General features: G+C 55.1%; 15 protein-coding genes and 1 tRNA gene. 9 read left to right on the top strand and 7 right to left on the bottom strand.

Annotated elements, in window-relative coordinates:
• Position 1 precedes the first annotated feature (1 nt).
• Genes cobZ through BD01_RS02785 form a run of 4 tightly spaced genes read right to left on the bottom strand, consistent with a single transcriptional unit; the run spans position 2 to position 1,756 of the window.
• A complete protein-coding gene (gene cobZ / locus BD01_RS02800; RefSeq protein ID WP_042689750.1) occupies positions 2–412 on the bottom strand; it encodes an alpha-ribazole phosphatase CobZ in 411 nt (136 codons plus the stop codon).
• A complete protein-coding gene (locus BD01_RS02795; RefSeq protein ID WP_042689747.1) occupies positions 409–840 on the bottom strand; it encodes a PIN domain-containing protein in 432 nt (143 codons plus the stop codon). The genes cobZ and BD01_RS02795 overlap by 4 nt, the downstream gene beginning before the upstream one ends.
• Positions 841–1,074: a hypothetical protein gene (locus BD01_RS02790; RefSeq protein ID WP_042689745.1), complete on the bottom strand. Its 234-nt coding sequence runs from the start codon at positions 1,072–1,074 to the stop codon at positions 841–843.
• A gap of 34 nt (positions 1,075–1,108) precedes the next feature.
• Positions 1,109–1,756 (bottom strand): PAB0415 family putative ATP pyrophosphatase, encoded by a 648-nt coding sequence (locus tag BD01_RS02785; RefSeq protein ID WP_042689742.1) that lies wholly within the window; start codon positions 1,754–1,756, stop codon positions 1,109–1,111.
• A 42-nt stretch (positions 1,757–1,798) separates the two neighbouring features.
• On the opposite strand from BD01_RS02785, the gene BD01_RS02780 reads away from it, so the two are divergent.
• The 7 genes from BD01_RS02780 to BD01_RS02750 all read left to right on the top strand — a co-directional run bounded on the left by BD01_RS02780 (position 1,799) and on the right by BD01_RS02750 (position 10,636).
• Complete coding sequence (locus tag BD01_RS02780) at positions 1,799–2,545, top strand: uracil-DNA glycosylase family protein (protein ID WP_042689739.1); 747 nt, start codon at positions 1,799–1,801, stop codon at positions 2,543–2,545.
• Positions 2,533–3,417 carry an adenosylcobinamide-phosphate synthase CbiB gene (gene cbiB / locus BD01_RS02775; RefSeq protein WP_042689736.1) on the top strand — a complete coding sequence of 295 codons (885 nt, stop codon included), beginning with the start codon at positions 2,533–2,535 and terminating at the stop codon, positions 3,415–3,417. The genes BD01_RS02780 and cbiB overlap by 13 nt, the downstream gene beginning before the upstream one ends.
• Positions 3,402–4,370 carry an aminotransferase class I/II-fold pyridoxal phosphate-dependent enzyme gene (locus tag BD01_RS02770; RefSeq protein ID WP_042689734.1) on the top strand — a complete coding sequence of 323 codons (969 nt, stop codon included), beginning with the start codon at positions 3,402–3,404 and terminating at the stop codon, positions 4,368–4,370. Before cbiB ends, BD01_RS02770 begins: the two co-directional genes overlap by 16 nt.
• A gap of 45 nt (positions 4,371–4,415) precedes the next feature.
• Positions 4,416–5,162, top strand: a complete 747-nt coding sequence (locus BD01_RS02765; RefSeq protein ID WP_042689731.1) for a class I SAM-dependent methyltransferase — start codon at positions 4,416–4,418, stop codon at positions 5,160–5,162.
• Positions 5,163–5,275: 113 nt separating this feature from the next.
• Positions 5,276–6,421: an MFS transporter gene (locus tag BD01_RS02760; protein ID WP_245599265.1), complete on the top strand. Its 1,146-nt coding sequence runs from the start codon at positions 5,276–5,278 to the stop codon at positions 6,419–6,421.
• A 4-nt stretch (positions 6,422–6,425) separates the two neighbouring features.
• Entirely contained in the window at positions 6,426–9,092 is a 2,667-nt protein-coding gene (locus BD01_RS02755) for a valine--tRNA ligase (protein WP_042689728.1), read from the top strand.
• Between the two features lie 230 nt (positions 9,093–9,322).
• Positions 9,323–10,636: an RNA-guided endonuclease InsQ/TnpB family protein gene (locus BD01_RS02750; RefSeq protein WP_042689725.1), complete on the top strand. Its 1,314-nt coding sequence runs from the start codon at positions 9,323–9,325 to the stop codon at positions 10,634–10,636.
• A gap of 149 nt (positions 10,637–10,785) precedes the next feature.
• Here BD01_RS02750 and BD01_RS02745 read toward each other — a convergent pair whose 3' ends face one another.
• Both BD01_RS02745 and trm10 read right to left on the bottom strand, forming a co-directional pair.
• A complete protein-coding gene (locus BD01_RS02745; protein WP_042689723.1) occupies positions 10,786–11,166 on the bottom strand; it encodes a hypothetical protein in 381 nt (126 codons plus the stop codon).
• A gap of 64 nt (positions 11,167–11,230) precedes the next feature.
• The gene (gene trm10, locus BD01_RS02740) at positions 11,231–12,340 is read right to left on the bottom strand and encodes a tRNA (guanine(9)-/adenine(9)-N1)-methyltransferase (RefSeq protein WP_042689720.1); all 1,110 of its coding nucleotides are present in this window, start codon (positions 12,338–12,340) and stop codon (positions 11,231–11,233) included.
• 90 nt (positions 12,341–12,430) lie between these two features.
• Between trm10 and BD01_RS02735 the strand changes: the two genes are divergently transcribed.
• Both BD01_RS02735 and trm5b read left to right on the top strand, forming a co-directional pair.
• Positions 12,431–12,508 (top strand) — tRNA-Glu (locus tag BD01_RS02735).
• Between the two features lie 341 nt (positions 12,509–12,849).
• A complete protein-coding gene (trm5b, locus tag BD01_RS02730; RefSeq protein ID WP_042689717.1) occupies positions 12,850–13,845 on the top strand; it encodes a tRNA (guanine(37)-N1)-methyltransferase Trm5b in 996 nt (331 codons plus the stop codon).
• A gap of 86 nt (positions 13,846–13,931) precedes the next feature.
• On the opposite strand, the gene BD01_RS02725 is transcribed toward trm5b, so the two are convergent.
• Positions 13,932–15,257, bottom strand: coding sequence for a TldD/PmbA family protein (locus BD01_RS02725; protein ID WP_042689714.1), 1,326 nt, complete (start codon positions 15,255–15,257; stop codon positions 13,932–13,934).
• Positions 15,258–15,261 lie beyond the last annotated feature (4 nt).

The raw sequence follows: 15,261 nt of genomic DNA, 5'->3' as shown, positions 1-15,261 counted from the left end.
GCTACACCTCCTCGAACAGCCTCGTCATACAGCCCGCTATAAAGCCACCTATCGCATCGTCGAGGAAAGGCGGAAGCTCGGCTAAAATTCCGGGCTTTCTGGTGTCGTAGTAGAAGAAGTTGAAGAGCGCCATCTTCCCGCCTATGAGCTCGGCGATGTTTATGCCGATGAGCTCGTCGGCCACGAGGTTCACGGGGTCGCCCTCAACCTTGAAGTTCTCCTCGAGCAGTAGAGCCGAAAGGAGCAGAGCCTGGACGTTGATGTCGCCCAGATACCTCAGCATCAGCTCCCTCAGCCTTTTCCTGACTTTCTCGCGCTCGTCGCCGATGTAGAGCTCTAACGCGGTGTCGAGCATCTTTTCGAGGGTTACTCCTTTGGATTCAAGCTTAAAGAGGAGTTCTTCGGGGGTCATACCGAGCCACCCATGAGTTTTAACAGCTCCGACGGAGAATAGACGACGATTCTATCTTTGATGGCGTTTTTCAGCTTTAAATCACCCGTAACAAGTGGAAGATTAAGTGCGAGCGCAAGGGCAACGTAAGGGACATCTTTTGGGTCGGGAGACAGGGGGAGTGCCTCTCCTATGCCCGCCTTAACAACGTGCTCCGGCATCGTTATCGTCTGGGACTTGATAATCCTGAGAATGAATTCGAAGTCCTCGTCTGTTAGGCGAGTCAATCTGGCGAGGCGGTCTTTTTTTCGCTCGACTTCCTCCCAGAAGTAGTCGGGAACTAAAAATTCAACGTCCCTCGTCACGTGGTTCAGCATGAAAAGTTTGTAGGCAACGCCTCTGTTGTAAAGGGCCGAAAAAACGACGTTATAGTCCAGTACGACCTCCATTCAGACCACTCCGTAGCGCCTGGCTATCTCCCTCGCAATCTCGGCTTCAAGCGCCTTGGCCTCTTCTTCGTCCTCTATCTTGATGTTCCTCACGATTTCCTCGAACCGCTTCGCCTCTTCAACCCTCTTCTGGAGCTCCCGCGCAACGTCCACGACAAGCCTTCGCTCTAGGGCCTTTCTCATCTCCTCACTCCAGCCCTCAGGGACGGTTATCCTGAGCACTATCTCACCCATTCTATCACCCACAATATTTTAGCCCCGCCCATATTTACCTTTTCTCCTTTCTTAGCTCGAACCTAACCCAGTGATACCTCTCGCTCTCCTCGGTCGAGAGGATTTCAAGGGCAAAGCGCCCCTCAAAGAGCGGAGACGCTAAAACAACGGTGTGAAACTCCGCGAACTCGCCGACCGGGTCAACATCGGGGTTTCTTTCGAGGAAAAGCTCTAGGTCGGCGACCGAGCGGAAGGTGTAGCCGAGCCACTCTTTGCCGAGCTTTTCGCGGTTCACGGCTATTATCGCGTACTCAAAGCCCGCATTCAAGATTTCCTCGGCGAGCTCCTTAGTGTTTCGCCCCCAGAGCGGTTCAAGGGGTTTGACTCCGGCTTCTTCCGCGAGGCGCTCAATCCACCTCAGGTGGTCCTCAAGCAGAACGTCGCCCGCTATCAGGTAGTCAACGTCCAGCGAAGCTATGAATTCCGCTAGTGCCTTGCTCCCTCTGCTCATGTCGAAGGTGAGCAGTTCCTTCCCCATCGCACCGGCGAGCGTTTTGAGGGCTGAGAAGTTCTCCCAGTGGGGCGAGAGGCCTATAGTCGTTTTGAGCGCGAGGAGGTGGGGAACCTCGATTCCGTTCCTCTCAGCAAGGTGAACCGCGTAGAGGCCGTCCTTACCGCCGGAGAAAAAGGCGACTCCCTTCATCCAACCACCAAGCCTATAAAGGGTTTGGAGCTTTTATCCATTATGCTGATTCGGATTGATGAACTCCAGAGGGTCGGCGACGTCTACGTTAACCCGCGAAACTTTCTGACCAGGCCGCTTTCGCTGAAAACCTGGCGCGATTTCCTGAGTCTGGATGAGAAAACCTACGGAACCTACGCTCGGACGATTTACAACCCTAAGGAAAGGTTTTTGGTGACCGATGAGTCCTCAGAGGCCCGGGCGATAGACCTCTCGGCCCTCTACTGCTCCCTTCTAACGGACCCCGAGTACTTCTGTGGTAGAGAGAACCTGCGCTACCAGCTCCAGGTCGGTAAGTTCGAGGGACTGCCCTTTGCCAACGGCTGGACGGGTTCCAGGGTCGTCCTCGTGGGCGAAGCGCCGGGGAGGAGAGGTTGCGGAAAAACCGGCGTGTGCTTCTACCGTGACGCCTCCGGGAGTTTACTCAGGAAAGTTCTCTTCCACCTCGGCATTAATCCGGACTTCGTTTACATAACCAACGTCGTGAAGTGCAACCCTCCGAGCAACAGGCTGTCCCGCGTTCCAGAAGGCGCCTACGAGCTCCTCGCGAGGGAACTCGAAATCCTCGAGCCGGAAGCCGTCTTTGCCCTCGGCAGAACCGCCGAAAGGGCCTTGAGGGAGCTCGGCTTTGAGGTGGAGTACCTGAGACATCCGGCCTGGTACGTGCGTCACGGAGTCCGCGAGCCGAATGATGAGATGCTCGCCGAGTACGCTAAAATCAGGGGGGCCTTTGGGGGATGGACTCCCTAATCGTTTTTCTCCTCGCGCTCCTCTGGGACCTCCTCCTTGGGGAACCACCTGTTAAGCTCCATCCCGTAGTCTGGTTCGGGAGGATAGCGGACTTTCTCGACAGGAAGTGGAAAAGAAAAGGCCCCCTCTCCGATTTCCTCGCAGGAGCTTTAACGGCCCTGCTCGTCATTGCCTTCGCGTTAGCCCTCTCGCTCCTTCCTCGCTACCTCCCCTTCCCGCTGAACTACGCCCTCGCGGTTTACCTCCTGAAAAGCTCCTTCGCGGTAAGGAGCCTCCACGAGCACATAGCGAGGACTGTAACTGAGGACATCGAAGCAAAGAGAAGGGCCGTCTCGATGATAGTGAGCAGGAACGTTGAAACCCTCGATGAAGCTCACCTCAACTCCGCCTCGATAGAGAGCTTGGCTGAAAACCTCAACGACTCCGTAATCGCTCCGCTGTTCTACTTCCTCCTCTTCGGCCTCCCGGGAGCTCTGCTCTACCGCGCGGTGAACACGCTCGATGCAATGCTCGGCTACCGGAGCGAGCGCTACGAGTTCTTCGGCAAGTTTTCAGCGAGGCTGGACGACGTACTTAACTTCATTCCGGCGAGGCTAACGGTCCTCCTCTACCTCCCGCTCGGCGGTTTGAAGGTTCTCGGGCACTACCGCCTTGCAAAGTTCAAGATAAACTCCGACAAGCCGATGTCAGCTATGAGCGCCGTTCTTGGAGTCTGGCTTGAGAAACCCGGCGTTTACCGCTTTCCGGGGAGCGAGCCGAAAAACGAGGACATAAGGAGGGCCCTGAGGGTCTACTGGCTGGTCGTTGCCGAATGGGTCGGAATCGTCCTTTTACTCCTCGCAACGGGGGTGTGCCCATGCTTGAGCCCGTGAAGTTCTCGACCTATCACGGAGGCGCGAGGGAGGAAGGTTTGCTCGACTTCTCGGCGTCGCTGAACCCCTACCCTCCGGAGTGGCTCGGCGAGATGTTCAAACGCGCGAGAGAAATCAGCAACCGCTACCCCTACTACGAGAGGCTTGAGGAAGAGCTGGAAGGGCTTGTTGGCGAGCCTCTAACCGTAACGGCCGGCATCACTGAGGCGCTCTATTTGCTCGGAATCCTCGCGCTCCGCGGGAAGAAGGCGATAATACCGGAGCACACCTACGGCGAGTACGAGAGAACAGCGAGAATTTTTGGAGCGAGAGTCGTCAAAGGCCCGAACGAGCCGGGAAAGCTGGCAGAACTCGTCAAGAGAGGCTCGGTCGTTTTCTTCTGCAACCCCAACAACCCTGATGGCAGGTTCTACCATGTTAGGGAGCTCAAGCCACTCCTCGATGCGGTGGAAGACAGAGGGGCGCTCCTCGTCCTCGACGAGGCCTTCATAGACTTCGTGAAAAAACCGGAGAGTCCTGAGGGAGAGAACATCGTGAAGCTCAGAACCTTTACCAAGAGCTACGGTTTGCCGGGAATAAGGGTCGGCTACGTTCTCGGCTTTGAAGAGGCCTTCAGGAGCGTTAGGATGCCATGGAGCATAGGCTCAACGGGAGTTGCCTTTCTCGAATTCCTAATTGAAGATGGCTTCGAGCACCTCAGGAAGACGATGCCCATAATCTGGCGCGAAAAGGAGAGGCTTGAAAAAACCTTAAACGTTAAAAGCGACGCAAACTTCTTCATCAAGCGCGTCGGGAACGCTGGGAAGTTCGTTGAAGCCATGAAGAAGCGCGGAATCCTCGTGAGAAGCTGTGCGAGCTTCGGACTGCCGGAATACGTGCGCTTCTCGGTGAGGAAGCCAGAAGAGAACGACAGGCTTATTGGAGCGTTCAGGGAGCTGGGAGAAGGATTTTAAGATTGAACTCGTTAAGATTGAACTCGACTTCACTTAGGTGGTACCATGCACGAGCTCTACACCGTTCTGGCCGAGTACTACGACGCGATTTACAGGCGAAGGGCCGAGCGGGTTAAGGATGAGATTGACTTCGTGGAGGAGCTGTTCCGGAAAGAGGCCGAAAGGGGAGTAAAGAAAATCCTCGACCTCGCCTGCGGAACCGGGATTCCAACGCTCGAACTTGCAAGGCGCGGTTACGAAGTTACGGGCCTCGACCTCCACGAGGAGATGCTGGCAGTTGCGAGAAGAAAGGCCGAAAGGGAAGGGCTTAATGTCGAGTTCATTCGAGGAAACGCACTTGAGCTCGATTTCGAGGGGGAGTTCGATGCGGTAACGACCTTCTTCTCATCAATCATGTATTTCGATGATTCCGCAATTCAACAATTATTTAATTCTGTAAAACAGGCGCTGAAACCGGGCGGGGTCTTCATAGCGGACTTCCCATGCTGGTACTACGGCGGAAGGGACAGTCCAATAGTATGGGATGAGAGAAGGGGTGATGAAAGGCTGGTCATAACCGACTGGCGCGAGGTGGAGCCGGCTTTTCAGAAGCTCCGCTTCAAGAGGCTCGTGCAGATAATCAAACCGAACGGGAGCGTTAGGGCCTTCATGGTGGACGACGAACTCAACATATACACGCCGAGGGAGATGAGGCTTTTAGCTGAGAGGCACTTCAGGAAGGTTAAAATCTACGGAAACCTTCACGAGCTGAGGCCCAACGACAGGAGGTACTGGCTGGTGGCAGTGAAATAAGGGGCAATGCAAAAACTTTTAAACCCCTCCCCATTTCAGTGCACGGGTGATGCCTATCGTCCACGGAAAGACGGGAGCGTGGTCTGAAATGGCGCTACACGGCGACGGCTTTAGTGGGCTCGCTGAGCTCAGCGGTTCTTGGGCCGTACCTGAGCCTCTGGCTTAAGTCGGTTGGCCTGAGCTTTTCTGAGATTGGGCTGGTTCAGAGCGTTTCAGAGATTGCCCAGCTCCTCACGGACTTCCCGACCGGCGGTCTCGCGGACAGGCACGGCAGGGTCCGGGTTTACTCAATCGGAAGCTCCCTCTTCGGCCTTGGACTGGTTGTCATAGGCCTTTCAAGAGGGCTCTGGGGCGTCCTCGCGGGTGCGTCCCTCTCCGGCCTTGGAAGCGCCCTCGTCAGCGGGACGATGGTTCCCTGGCTCTACGATGCCCTTGGAGACAGAAAGCTGGTAAAGGACGTCCTGAGCAGGCTGAAGGCCCTTTCCGGACCGGTCAGGTTCGCAGGCGGTTTCCTCGGCGGTGTACTCGCGGGATTAGCTCCGAACGTCCCAGTGATTACTGCGGGGCTTCTCGCGATGGCCTCCAGCGTTATGGCCTCCCTCCTCTTGCCAGACAACAGGGGCAAGGCGGAACTTGGCTACTCTGGGATACTGCGCAGAGGCCTGCATGTGGTCTTTGAAAATAGGGGACTGCACCTGCTCCTCCTCTCTTCGTTCCTGCTGAGCTTTACTGGACGGGCGTTCTTCACGTTCTGGATGCTCCTGCTGAAGGCCAAAGGGCTGCCGGATGAAGCCCTCGGACCGCTCTTCGCGACGATGCTGCTCTCGACTTCCCTCGGCGCGTTGCTGGCGAAGAAGCTCGAACCGTCTCCGAAAACCGTTGCTCTGACATCGGCCCTGCTCGGCGTTGAGGTTGCTCTCCTTGGCCTCGTACCCGACCTCTGGGGGAGCGTGGCCCTCCTCTTCGCGGTCGAGGTTACCCTCGGGACAAGGGGACCGCTGATAGCCGTCCTCAGGAACGACCTCATTCCCTCGGAAGTCCGCTCGACGGTCAGCTCAACGCTGAGCACCTTAGGAAGCGGGTTCACGGCAATTGCAAACGTCGCGATAGGCCTGCTCGCCGGAAAGTTCGGACTCGGCACGGCCTACCTCGTGGCCGGCCTGACCGGGGCCCTTTCAGCCCTGCCAATCTGGGGATTAACCTTTTTAAGCGCCCCCGGCGAAGGGGGTAACATCATGGAAAAACCCTGTGGAAGGTGATAAGATGCTCCCGAAGAACTACAACCCGAACGAGATTGAGCCCAAGTGGCAGAAGTTCTGGCTCGATGAGAAAATCTACAAGTACGAGCTCGACGAGAAGAGGCCAAGCTACGCGATTGACACCCCGCCCCCGTTCACTAGCGGAACGCTCCACCTCGGTCACGTGCTCAGCCACACCTGGATTGACATCATCGCGCGCTATAAGAGAATGACCGGCTACAACGTGCTCTTCCCGCAGGGCTTCGACAACCACGGGCTTCCTACCGAGCTTAAGGTCGAGAAGGAGTTCGGAATAAGCAAAGATGAACCAGAGAAGTTCCTCCAGAAGTGCGTTGAGTGGACCTGGCAGGCCATCGAGGCCATGCGCAACCAGTTCATCAGAATAGGCTATTCAGCGGATTGGGACTTAGAGTATCACACGATGGACGACTGGTACAAGGCAGCAGTCCAAAAGTCCCTCATCGAGTTCTACAAGAAGGGCCTCCTTTACCAGGCCGAGCACCCCGTTTACTGGTGCCCGCGCTGTAGGACGAGCCTTGCCAAGGCTGAGGTCGGCTACGTTGAAGAAGACGGCTTCCTCTACTACATCAAGCTCCCGCTTGCCGATGGTTCCGGTTACGTCCCGATAGCGACGACGAGGCCCGAGCTGATGCCCGCTTGTGTTGCCGTCTTCGTCCACCCGGAGGACGAGCGCTACAAAGACGTCGTCGGCAAGAAGGTCAAGCTCCCGATATTCGAGAGGGAAGTGCCAGTTCTGGCTGACGAGGACGTTGACCCGAGCTTTGGAACCGGAGCGGTCTACAACTGTACCTACGGCGACGAGCAGGACGTCGTCTGGCAGAAGCGCTACAACCTGCCGGTCATCATAGCAATCAACGAGGACGGAACCATGAACGAGAACGCCGGGCCTTACGCCGGCCTCAAGACCGAGGAAGCGAGGAAGAAGATTGCGGAAGACCTTGAGAAGATGGGGCTCTTGTACAAGAAGGAGAAGATAAGGCACCGCGTTCTCAGACACACCGAGAGGAGCTCCTGTATGGCCCCGATTGAGTTACTCCCCAAGAAGCAGTGGTTCATCAAGGTCAAGGACTTCACGGACGAGATAGTCAAGGTCGCGAAGGAAATCAACTGGTATCCCGAGGACATGTTCCTTCGCCTCAAGGACTGGGCCGAGAGCATGGACTGGGACTGGGTCATAAGCAGGCAGAGGGTCTTTGGAACGCCGATTCCCTTCTGGGTCTGCGATAACGGCGAGATAATACTGCCCGACGAGGAGGAGCTTCCGGTTGACCCGCGCTTTGACAAGCCTCCGAGGAAGTGCTCCGACGGAAGCGAGCCGAAGCCGGTAACTGATGTTCTCGACTGCTGGGTCGACTCGAGCATAACCCCGCTGATAATAAGCAGGTGGCACGACGCGATTAAGGGCGACGAGGAAGCGAAGCGCTGGTTCGAGCACAACTTCCCGACCGCGCTCAGGCCCCAGGGAACCGACATCATAAGGACGTGGGCATTCTACACGATATTCAGGACCTACATGCTCACCGGCCAGAAGCCCTGGCGCGACGTCCTCATTAACGGAATGGTCGCCGGACCCGATGGAAGGAAGATGAGCAAGAGCTACGGCAACGTCGTTGCCCCTGACGAGGTCATTCCGAAGTACGGCGCCGACGCTCTGAGGCTCTGGACGGCCCTCGCCCCGCCCGGAGAGGACCACCCGTTCAAGTGGGAGACCGTTGACTACAACTTCCGCTTCCTGCAGAAGGTCTGGAACATCTACCGCTTCGCCGAGCGCCATTTGGCCGACTTCGACCCGGCCAAAGCGCCCGAGGAGCTCGAACCACTCGACCGCTGGATTCTCAGCAGGCTCCACAGGCTCATCAAGTTCGCCACGGAGGAGATGGAGCGCTACCGCTTCAACCTGCTCACGCGCGAGCTGATAACCTTCGTCTGGCACGAGGTGGCAGATGACTACATCGAGATGATTAAGTACCGCCTCTACGGCGACGACGAGGAGAGCAAGCTGAAGGCTAAGACGGCGCTCTACGAGCTCCTCTACAACCTGATGCTCCTGATGGCGCCCTTCGTCCCGCACATCACCGAGGAGCTCTACCAGAACCTCTTCCGCGAGCGGGTTGGCGCTAAAAGCGTCCACCTCCTCGACTGGCCGAAGTTCAGGGAGGACAGACTTGACGAAGAGGCCGAGAAGCTCGGTGAGCTGGCGAGGGAAATAGTCGGCGCGATAAGGCGCTACAAGAACTCCCACGGCCTCGCCCTCAACGCCAAGCTCAAGCACGTGGCCATCTACGCAACAGACTCCTACGAGAAGCTCAAGGCCATCGAGAGGGACATAGCCGGAACGATGAACATCGAGAGGCTTGAGGTCATCAGGGGCGAGCCGGCTTTAGAGGAGCGCATAACCGAGATAAAGCCCAACTTCAGGACAGTCGGGCCGCGCTACGGAAAGCTCGTTCCGAAGATTACCGCCTACCTCAAGGAGCACGCCGATGAGGTTGCCAAGGCGCTCAAGGAGACCGGACAGGTCGAGTTCGAGGTCGATGGAGAAAAGGTCGAACTGAGCAAGGACGACGTCGTCATCAGGAAGGCGGTGTTCAGCGAAGGGGAAGAGGTCGAGACGGCAGTAGTTGGGGACGCGGTTATAGTGTTCTTCTGAGTTCTTTCTTTCTCTCCTTCCGGGTCCTCTTTGTAATACATCATGTCGTAATTCTTTTAAGGCATGACTTTTTAATCCCTCCGGTGGTGCAATGGCAAAGTGGGTAGTGTATTACATTTTTCTTTTGAAAGTCTCGCCCTTTAGGGCGGGGATGCAGTAAACTGCTCAACGGCCCTTCAATTAGGAAAGCGATACTCTTTTAAAGCTTAAAATTCATACCATACTTTAAAATGAAGCGAACAGTAATGGTTAAACTCCAACCTTCAAAAGAGCAAGCGAAAATCCTCTTCGAATTAGCCGATACTGGAACCAAAGTCTGGAACCGCGTAAACTACCTGCGAAGACAACAGTTCTTCGAGGGCAAAATCGTGGACTTCAATTCGACCGAAAAAACCGTTTATGAAGAGTTTAAACGGGAAATTGGCTCTGCAACCGTTCAACAAATAGCGAGGAAGAACGCTGAAAGCTGGAGGAGTTTCTTCTCACTCCTCCGGAAGAAGAGAAATGGAGAACTTCCCAACTGGCTTAAGCCTAAACCACCAAACTACCTCAAAGAAAACGGGAGGAGAAAACCCTTAATCGTCCTCAGAAACGACCAATACAAAATTGAGGGTAATAAACTCATTCTAAAAGGCATTGGCAAATTCAAACGCTTAGAAATTCAGTTCAAAGGCAGAATTCACCTGAAGGGCAAGCAGGGACGCTTAGAAATCACTTATGACCCGGTTAGGAGGAAGTGGTATGCCCACTTGAGCTTTACCGTCGAGGAAAAGCTTGAGGGTGGTGAGTGGGTTAAACTCCCGAGAACTCCAAAGGGAAGCCTTTCAGCAGGAATTGACTTGGGAGTGAACAATCTCATGGCCGTTTACGTGGAAAACGGGGAAAGCTTCCTCGTGAATGGAAGGCCTTTGAAGAGTATTGATTTTTATTGGAGGAGAAAAATTGCCGATTACCAGTCTAAACTCAATAAGAGTGGAGCCAAAACGAGTAGAAAACTCAGGAGAATGCATAGGAGGTCCAAACTTCAGGCGAAACACTACCTTAACACGGCGGTAAGGCAAACCGTGAGGAAACTTTACGAGTTGGGCGTTTCTAAGATTGTCGTTGGTTATCCAAAGGGAATTGCGAGGAACTCTGACCGGGGCAAAAAGCAGAATTTTATCCTCTCTCACGTCTGGCGGTTTAATTACGTTATCAAACGCTTGACTGAGGTTGCAGAGGAGTATGGTATTCAGGTTGAGCTTGTTAATGAGGCTTTCACTTCTAAGACCTGTCCCGTTTGCGGGAAGCTCCACGAAAGGGCGAGGTTTGTCAGAGGTTTGTTTAAGTGTCCCGCGACGGGGCTTGTTTTTAATGCGGACTTGGTTGGAGCGTTTAATATTTTGAAGAGGGCTGTAAAAACCATAACCCCGAATCTGAGCGGGCTTTACGCTCAGAGGAGGGGTAATTGGCCGAAGGCCCGGCCAGAGGGGTTCGAAGAACCCGTTCCAACGGGTTCCTTAATGAGAACCCCTCAAACCTCCCCGCCGTTGGCGAGGGGTTGAGCTGAACCCTCGCCCTTCAGAACGGGGAGGAGGTCAGTTCGGAATCGACCTCCCTGAGACGCCCCCCGAGACAAAGTTCGCGATACGCGTTGGCCTATTCGGGTTGCTCCTGATGGCGGGTATACTGAGGGGATACATAAGATAGCGGATTATCTGAGCTGAATCTCAAAGAGCGTCGCGTCTCTCTCCTTTATTACCTCAACCCTTATCTCTCCGAACTCCTTCCTCAGTTCATCAAGGACTTCCTGAATCATATCATCCTCAAGCAGGTCTTCGTTCTCGATGAAGAGCGTCTTTCCCGTGTACCACACCTTGTAGACAAAGTCGTAGCCTGTAAACATCTTGTTGTCCCCTTCGCCGAAGACAACGTTGCCGTTCTCCTTTATTATGTTCAGAATCGCCTGCTCCGGGCAGTGAGCCTTTCTAAACTTGGAGTAAATTCTTGGTATGACCTCACACGGAGAGCCGCCCATAACCTGCTGGGTTCCAATGTTGTAATTCCGGAAGAGAATCAGCGCGCTTACTCCCATGTCAACCCCCGAAGAAAGTTGAAGACAGGGTTTAAATGCCATCTGGTTCATTCATCTAACGATTTCAGCAGTTGTAGCAGAGCATCGCGGCCTTTTTGAGCAGAATCACACGGTAGAGCTTTCCGCGAATGAGCCTCGCGTTCGAAATCTTGTTAAGGTGGTGAATCCTCTTTCTATCGAGCGCGACCAAGTCAAGCTCCCTGAGAACTTTAACGAAGTCCTCCCAGCGGATTTTGAGCCACTTCGAGTACTCGTCGAACAGCTCCTTTTCGACGACGCGGTAGGTCTTCCCGTCCACCATGTAGCGGGTTGCCCTCTTCGGAAGCTCCTTTCTGAGTCTCCAGCGCGCGTGAAGCGGTTCCTGGAACTCGTAAACGGCCTCGTCCATTGGCTTTCCTTCCACCATCATCTTGAGGATTATGCCGAGGATTCTGTTTATTCTATCAGGAACGCCGGTAACGTCGCCCCTGAGGACTATTTTCCTTCGTCTGACCCGGATTCCAGCATTTTTGAGCTCCTCGCCTATTTTCGGCGTCAGCTTTTTGTCGTGACCGGTATCTACGATTCCGCCGATTACAAAGGCCTTAACGCCGAAGTCTTTTTCGCTTAAAACCTCATCCGCCCAGGGGTCGAGGAGAACGACCTCGGATATCTCCTTCTCCTTCAAAAACTCGGCCGTTGGGCCATCATAGGCTATAATCCTGTCGAGAGGGCCGTGGAACATCTCTTGAAACTCCTCGTTGGCCCACGTTACCGCCAGCTCTCCTCCGGTAAAGTAGTCGCGCAGAAGGCCGTAGCTCTGGTTAACCTGGAGGCAGACCTTGCCCTTCTCCTTTTGGGTGTGCTTGTCCCAGAGCTGGAGGTCGATTATGAAGTAGGGCCACTCCGGAAGTTTTGAGCGGAGCTCCTCCGGGGAGAGAATCATTTCAAACTTGTCCGCCATGCAGAGTGGGGCGTAGGCGTAGTAAGAGCCTTCAACGCGGTTCCCGTTCAGGTCCCATGCAACTGCCGTCTTCTCGGGGACGCGGAAGATTGCGCCCTTTCCGTGGACTATCTCAACCGCGATGTCCTGGAGTTTGTTTTTGGACTTTCGGAAGCGCTTCGAGAGCGTTCCGATGCTCTCTATACCCCTCTCCCTCAATGCATCCCTGAAAACGTCCGCGAGGGTCTTCATGGCCATCGGTTGAGGCTCGGGGGGAGGTTTAAAAAGGTTTGCCGAGACCTGACGAAAGATTTTTAAACGCTCACCCTTCCCTAATATCGAGCCCCGGTGGTGTAGCCCGGTCAAACATGCGGGCCTTTCGAGCCCGCGCCCCGGGTTCAAATCCCGGCCGGGGCACCATCGAAACTTTGCTGGGCAAAGTTTCATCAAAATTCGTGATTCCCTTTTGAGGAGCAGTTTTTAAGTGGATTTCTTTTTGAGTTGCTCCTTTGAGGAGTGAATTCCTTTGAAAGCGTCTTTTAAAGGGGTTCAAGCTTTTAGGCGCTCCTTTGGAGCGCGGTTTAAGTAGAACCCGCGCGTAAAAACTCCAACCTCAGGAAATTCAAACCTTCAACAGTTGCCCCGATTTTGAAATCCCATTGCAGAGAAGCCCGAGAAGAATCACAAACTTTGAGAACCAGCGGAAAGTTTTTTTGAAGCTAAGACTATGTTCGTGTTGAACTCCATCATGGTGAACCGTCATGCTCGCCGTCAAAGTTCCCAAGAGAGAGGCCGAGAAAGTGCGGAGGAAGCTCATCGAGCTCGGCGTTCTGGCGAAAGGATACGCCGTCAGGCGGGAGGGTGAGTTCGTTCTGTTTCCCATCACGAGAGAGGTTGAGGGCCTCGAGCTGGTCGAGGCCGAGTTTGAAAGGCTTGAGAAGCGACCCCACAGCTATCGCGAGGTAGTTGACGTCCCCGATGATGTTAGACCGCTCCTTCCAAGCTCCTTCGACATAATCGGCGACATCGCGATAATCGAGCTCCCCGACGAACTGATACCCTACGGCAATGCAATCGGCGAGGCAATTCTCAAAGTCCACCGGCACATCAAAGCAGTCTTCGCCAAGGGGAGTAAAGTCGAGGGCGAATACCGAGTTAGGGAGCTGATACACCTCGCAGGGGAGAAGAGAACTGAAACCCTCCACCGCGAGAACGGGATAAGGCTCAGGCTCGACGTTGCTAAAGTCTACTTCTCACCCCGCCTCGCCACCGAGAGAATGAGAATTTTTAAGAAAGCGAAGTCTGGGGAAGTCGTCTTCGACATGTTCACCGGTGTCGGGCCCTACTCAATCCTCCTCGCGAGGAAGGCGAAGCTCGTCTTTGCCTGTGACCTGAACCCATGGGCGGTTCGCTACCTCGAGGAGAACATCAGGCTGAACAAAGCCAGCAACGTCGTTCCCATCCTCGGAGACGTGAGAAAAGTTGCCGGAAAGCTCAGAGCCGACCGCGTTGTAATGAACCTGCCCAAGTTCGCTGACCGCTTTTTGAAGGAGGCCATGCTGAGCGTTAGGAACGGGGGTGTTGTTCACTACTACGGATTCGGTCCGGAGGAGGACCTCTACTCGGAGCACGAGGCGAGGATTAAGGCCGTCGCGCGGGAGCTGGGCTTCTCGGTCGAGTTCCTTGAGCGGAGGAAAGTCCGCCCCTACGCTCCGAGGCAGTTCAACATCGCGATTGACTTCCGGGTTTTGAAGTGATGGGGACTTTAAAAGCGGATGTTTTTCCGATAAAACACCCTTAAGGTTAGAAAAACGGAAAGATTGAAAATGACAGAAGGGCCGGTTCACTTCCCCGCTATCTTCACGTTCTCGAACCTTATGAAGGGCGTCGTTATGGTGTTCATGAAGGGCATCACGGTCTGCTCCCTGCTTACCTCGCTCGCCTGCCTGAGGAGCTCGTAGACGTTGCCGGCGATAAGGAAGACGCTCGAGCCGACGACCTCGCCGTCCTCGATGAGGAAGGCGGGGTTGGCAGTTACGGCGAAGTTTCCGTTGTCCGGGTTGCTGGAGTGCGCGCCCTGGAAGCCGTCCACGAAGTAGCCCCTCTCAATTTCGGCTATCATGTCCTCAAGGGAGCGCTTGCCACTCTCAATCACGACGTTGTGGAAGCCGATGTTGATTCCGCCGCTCCTTAAATCCCTCTTCCCGTTTCCGGTGCTCTCGGTTCCGTAAACCTTCGCCCAGTAGTTGTCCCAGACGAAGCCCTTGAAGGTTCCGCCCTCGATTAGGACGTTCTTCCTCGTCGGGACGCCCTCGCCGTCCGCTATGACGGGCTCAAGCGACAGCTCGTGGAAGGGGTCGTCGTAGAGCGTTATCACGTCGCTCGCAATCTTCTCGCCCACCTTGCCGGCCAAGGGTGTGGTTTCTTTGACGAGCCTTTCACCGCTGAAGGCCGGAAGGAGCGCGTAGCTGAAGAGGCCTGCAATCGCCCATGGACCGAGGATTATCGGAACCTCCTCGTTCCTGCTCGGCTTGACGCTGTAGGCCCACTTGACCTTCTGGACGGCCCTCTCGACAACCCCTTCAACGTCGAGGTTTAGGTCACGCTTCGCGTCAAAGTCGAAGATGCCCGGCGTTACAACGTCGCCCTTCCTGCCCACCAGCTCAACGAAGAAGAACGCCGCGCCGCCCTCCTGGAAGACGTCAATCCCGTGGGAGTTCACTATGTGCCTCTCCTCCCAGCTGACGCCACCTTCCCCGCCCGCAACCACAACGTGCTCGTCCCTCTCGCGGGCGAGCTTAATTGCCTTGACGAGCATCTCAACGAGGACGTCTGGAGATGTTTCCTTCAGCTCGTGGTTGGGCCTGGGCTTCTCCCGGTATTTCCCCGGCTCCGGCAGGGAGACCCACCTCTCGTCCCTGCTGTTGAGCTTCGCCATCTTCGCGGCCTGCTCTATCGCCTCCTTAACGCGCTTCTCCTCGTCGCTGTCCACTATGGCCAGGCCGAGGCGCTTGTCCTTGATTCCGCGGATTATCGTTACGGCACCACTCCTCGTCGAGGCCATCGAAATCTCGTTCAGCTCGACGCTAGCGCTGACCTCCCTCGAGCGGTAAACTGCAATCTCAACCTCATCGAAGAGCTTCTCAGCGTAGCGTATGAGGTTCTCCATCGTC

The sequence above is a fragment of the Thermococcus nautili genome (assembly GCF_000585495.1).
In the GTDB taxonomy this organism is placed as follows: domain Archaea; phylum Methanobacteriota_B; class Thermococci; order Thermococcales; family Thermococcaceae; genus Thermococcus; species Thermococcus nautili.
This window is presented reverse-complemented; position numbering and strand designations above follow the sequence as displayed.

Coding starts and splice junctions, on each gene's coding strand:
- cbiB (WP_042689736.1), top strand. CDS start 2,533: ATGGACTCCCTAATCGTTTTTCTCCTCGCGCTCCTCTGGGACCTCCTC.
- BD01_RS02725 (WP_042689714.1), bottom strand. CDS start 15,257: ATGGAGAACCTCATACGCTACGCTGAGAAGCTCTTCGATGAGGTTGAG.
- BD01_RS02780 (WP_042689739.1), top strand. CDS start 1,799: ATGCTGATTCGGATTGATGAACTCCAGAGGGTCGGCGACGTCTACGTT.
- BD01_RS02795 (WP_042689747.1), bottom strand. CDS start 840: ATGGAGGTCGTACTGGACTATAACGTCGTTTTTTCGGCCCTTTACAAC.
- trm10 (WP_042689720.1), bottom strand. CDS start 12,340: ATGAAGACCCTCGCGGACGTTTTCAGGGATGCATTGAGGGAGAGGGGT.
- BD01_RS02790 (WP_042689745.1), bottom strand. CDS start 1,074: ATGGGTGAGATAGTGCTCAGGATAACCGTCCCTGAGGGCTGGAGTGAG.
- BD01_RS02750 (WP_042689725.1), top strand. CDS start 9,323: ATGAAGCGAACAGTAATGGTTAAACTCCAACCTTCAAAAGAGCAAGCG.
- BD01_RS02745 (WP_042689723.1), bottom strand. CDS start 11,166: ATGGGAGTAAGCGCGCTGATTCTCTTCCGGAATTACAACATTGGAACC.
- BD01_RS02765 (WP_042689731.1), top strand. CDS start 4,416: ATGCACGAGCTCTACACCGTTCTGGCCGAGTACTACGACGCGATTTAC.
- trm5b (WP_042689717.1), top strand. CDS start 12,850: ATGCTCGCCGTCAAAGTTCCCAAGAGAGAGGCCGAGAAAGTGCGGAGG.
- BD01_RS02785 (WP_042689742.1), bottom strand. CDS start 1,756: ATGAAGGGAGTCGCCTTTTTCTCCGGCGGTAAGGACGGCCTCTACGCG.
- cobZ (WP_042689750.1), bottom strand. CDS start 412: ATGACCCCCGAAGAACTCCTCTTTAAGCTTGAATCCAAAGGAGTAACC.
- BD01_RS02770 (WP_042689734.1), top strand. CDS start 3,402: ATGCTTGAGCCCGTGAAGTTCTCGACCTATCACGGAGGCGCGAGGGAG.
- BD01_RS02755 (WP_042689728.1), top strand. CDS start 6,426: ATGCTCCCGAAGAACTACAACCCGAACGAGATTGAGCCCAAGTGGCAG.